The organism is Cupriavidus sp. SIMBA_020, from assembly GCF_046535395.1.
Lineage (GTDB): Bacteria > Pseudomonadota > Gammaproteobacteria > Burkholderiales > Burkholderiaceae > Cupriavidus > Cupriavidus campinensis.
The window spans coordinates 1-239 of the sequence record NZ_JAWRWU010001576.1 but is presented as its reverse complement, the minus strand read 5'-3'; the positions used below and the strand labels follow the sequence as shown (position 1 = coordinate 239).

At 67.4% G+C, this 239-nt stretch carries 1 protein-coding gene; it reads right to left on the bottom strand.

The window, feature by feature from the left end:
* Positions 1-239 (bottom strand): hypothetical protein (locus SB751_RS34910; RefSeq protein WP_410749601.1); only part of this gene is annotated, 239 nt, incomplete at both ends.

The window sequence follows — 239 nt, the reverse complement described above, 5'->3', positions numbered from 1 at the left end:
CGATCGTGTCCATCTGCGCAACCTGCACGAGCGCCTCGAGCGTATCGATACTGAGAATCGCCGGCTGACCGGGATCGAGACCGTCGTGCTGGGTAACGCCGTCGATCGGCGCGCGTGCGCTGCGGCGCTGGAAAAACGTCTCGCCGGCGAGGTCTTGCGGCGCGCGCACGAGCGAAACGGGACGGTCGCGCAGATGCGGCAGCAACAAGGGCGCGACGCGCGCGTAATAGCGTACGAGG